The organism is Brevibacterium sanguinis (genome assembly GCF_003315415.1).
GTDB lineage: Bacteria > Actinomycetota > Actinomycetes > Actinomycetales > Brevibacteriaceae > Brevibacterium > Brevibacterium celere_A.
Window position 1 is genome coordinate 1 of record NZ_QNSB01000021.1, and the last position, 3064, is coordinate 3064.

General features: G+C 64.1%; 3 protein-coding genes and 1 rRNA gene. All 4 read right to left on the reverse strand.

The features are described 5' to 3' along the window. Positions 1-207 precede the first annotated feature (207 nt). On the reverse strand, positions 208-1449 hold the full coding sequence (locus DFO65_RS16845; RefSeq protein ID WP_113905606.1) for a type II toxin-antitoxin system HipA family toxin: 1242 nt from the start codon (positions 1447-1449) through the stop codon (positions 208-210). Next, positions 1446-1739 (reverse strand): helix-turn-helix domain-containing protein, encoded by a 294-nt coding sequence (locus DFO65_RS16850; protein ID WP_113905607.1) that lies wholly within the window; start codon positions 1737-1739, stop codon positions 1446-1448. Before DFO65_RS16850 ends, DFO65_RS16845 begins: the two co-directional genes overlap by 4 nt. Before the next feature lie 360 nt (positions 1740-2099). Further along, entirely contained in the window at positions 2100-2681 is a 582-nt protein-coding gene (locus tag DFO65_RS16855; RefSeq protein WP_113905608.1) for a dihydrofolate reductase family protein, read from the reverse strand. A gap of 290 nt (positions 2682-2971) precedes the next feature. Then, positions 2972-3064 (reverse strand): 5S ribosomal RNA (gene rrf / locus DFO65_RS17480); the annotation flags it as partial.

Genomic DNA, 3064 nt, shown 5'->3' on the forward strand with positions numbered 1-3064 from the left:
TGGTCACACCTGGTGGAAACGATCCGTGACCGGCCCGTTTCCTGCGAGGCGAACGAGATATAACTCTAGACCAGCCCAACCCCACCACGCAACTCGAAACCGACAATTCCACCGTGACCCCCACCACAAGCGCTAATCGCAGTACTGAGCAGTAGCTTTGACCTCGATAAACACTGGTGGAGAGCGCTTGAACGAGGGGGTTATCCGTTAGAGGGGTGCCCGGAGAACGGTGCGCAACCTGCCGAGCTGCGTCGTGAAGGCGTCACCGAAGTCATTCTGCTCGGACGGCGATATTCCGGCGGCGCCGGCAAGGGTTCGCCAGTCCTCCACAGCGGCGATCACCTCGGCGAGGATCTCCCGCGCAGCATCGGGTCTGAGGTGGCAGAGGCCACCGAACTCGAGAAGTGCGTCGGTCTCGTCGGTGGCGGCCGTGGCGCCGATGATCGCGGTCTGTCGTTCGACGTCGAGATCCGGTTCAGGGTTGAGGTCGAATGCGGGGCTGAGCTCCCAGCCCGGCCCGACCCTCAGAAGTCCGTGGTTGCGGAGATGGTCGTCGGTGTTGCGGATCGCCACTGAGAATGCCACCCGTCGGAACAGTGACGAGCATCCGGCCCTCCAATTGCGGCTGATGTCCTCGACGGCCTCGACGAGATCGACGTAGTCCCCGGGTTCACCGTCCTTGCGCTGCACCGCGGTCATTGCGCTGATGTACCCGATGCGGCGCTGGTGCTCGCGGTCGAATCGCGCGAGAAGGAGGACCGGCCGACCGTCGATGCGAAGCAGTCGCGTCCTGGGGACGGAGATGCCCGATGCCGCTGCGAGTTCCAGGGCGACCTTCTCCCACGCGATGACGTTCCAGGGATCGGTGGGCCTGGAGAATTTCGCCAGCATGAGCTGCGCATCATCGGACATGACGGCGGCCTTCGGGCGGGCACCGCCGAGAGACCCAGTTCCCGCGTCGAGGAGACGCTTGATCGCCACTTCGGAACCGTCAACCGCATCGTCTGCCGCATGCTGCAGTTCGGGCAGAGAGAGGAGACGGGGGATGTGGCTCCCGGAGCCCAGGTACTCACCCTCGGGCTGCCTTCTGAATCGGAGTGCCCCCTGGCGGGTGGCATCGCTGACTCCCAGCAGGTAGTCGACATCGGTCAGCCGTCGGCCGCGGAGCGTTCCGTTCGCCGTTGCCCTCTGGTGTTGATTGGCGACGAGGTTGCGACCCCACCGGTCGGGTGCGCAGTCGTCGAATGCTCCCGGGAGACCCGGCAGGCTGAACGGAGCCGCGGACAGAGGCAGAGCGGGGTCGATCGGGAAGGCCGACCGTGAGGTCAGATACTCGGTCGAATAGCTGAAGGTTGTCGAGATCTGGCTTCTGGCCACGTGGAAGTAGGCGGTGCCGACGAACAGTGACACTCCGTCGACGTCCATGTCGACGAAGACCTTCTCGCTCATCGCCGGATCCTCTCCGGAAGCGTTTCGGACGAGCGCAGCCGGCCCACGTCAGTGCTCAGGGGATCGAACGCCTCGGCGACGTGCTCGAGCTGCCCCAGAGCCTGCATCACGGAGAGGACAGCCCCGAAAGACACTCCCGGCTCTCCGCGTTCGATCTTCTGCAGGGTGGAGCGGGAGATTCCGGCACGCTCCGCGAGTTCACCTGCTTTGAGCGCCTGCATGAGACGCCAGCGGCGGATTGAACCCCCGACCCCCTCGAGGCGCCGGCTGACTGAGCGAGTGACATCCATGCGAGCCCCTAATGACCAGGATAATAGTCGCCAACATTCGGTACGGCTAGGATACGCTCCCTTAACACGTACCTCAATCGTCGGTCGTGAAGCCCTGACCGCGTCCTCGAGCTCGGAGTCGGACGGAACCCGCGGCTCGTAATGACATTCTCGGACATGCTCGAGGAATCCAGGGTCGGGAGAGACTTGAGAGTGGGGCGCGCGGAGTCCTCGGGAACGCCTTCCGATGAGAAGACCGACACCTGCTTCACTGATCGCTCTCCCGCCTCGGTGGCTGAGTCCAGGCGCAGGGAGAGACCACCTGAGGGCGTCCTCCGCAGGAGACGCGGCGCCATGGTCGACGATCAACAGGCGGCCGGCTCACCGCCGCACCGGGAAGCACAGATGGAGCACTCGTTCTCCCTGAAGCACCACGTCGGGATCGTCCAACAGATGCCGGGACTGAACTGAGCCGAAGAATGGCTTGCCGGCTCCGAGGACCACTGGAGCCAGGTCGATGCGCACCTCGTCGACCAGTCCGGCAGCAAGTGCCTGGCCGCCGACGTCGCCGGCAGCGACCTCGACGATGCGGTCGCCTGCAAGTTCCTGGGCTTTGGCCACCGCGTCTTCGACACCGTCGATGAAGTGGAACGGGGCTTCCGGGTTCCACCCGTCGGGCGGTGGGCGATGAGTCACGACGACCACGTGGTCGACGCCGCTCGGTGGCACCCCGTCCCAACCCTCAGTCAGGTCGAAGACTCGGCGTCCGGCGATCGTCGTCCCGATCTGTTCCCAGTATCCGCGGGTGTGATCGTAGGAACTCCGAGACACCTTCAACACCCCGGAGTCGTCGAGCGGAACGTCGCCACTGACCAACCAGTCGAACAGCGGACCGGGCTGGTCGTGCTCGTCCGCGATGAAGCCGTCGAGCGACGACGTCCCGTACATCACCACTTTGCCCATGGCAGCACTCCTCTGAAGACAGTTGCCTTCACACTAGCGCGCACGGGACGATTTCGGTTCGGGTGCGATGACTGTGCCACTTCGCACCGCCACCGGCCAACGGCGGCCCGATACAGCTCCCCGAGCACCGACGCTCCCGGGCACGACGATGCCGTCATGAATCGAGGTGCCGAGGGGATTGAGCGGAGACGCGATGAATGAGAAATGCCCTCTAGCGTTCAGCCAGAGGGCACACAAAAGGGTGTGGGGTGCAACCCAAACGGTCACACCCCACACCAGAAAAGAATTTTTTGCGGCGGTCACTTACTCTCCCACAACCACCAAGTTGCAGTACCATCAGCGCGAATGGGCTTAGCTACCGGGATCGGAACGGTTAACCGGGC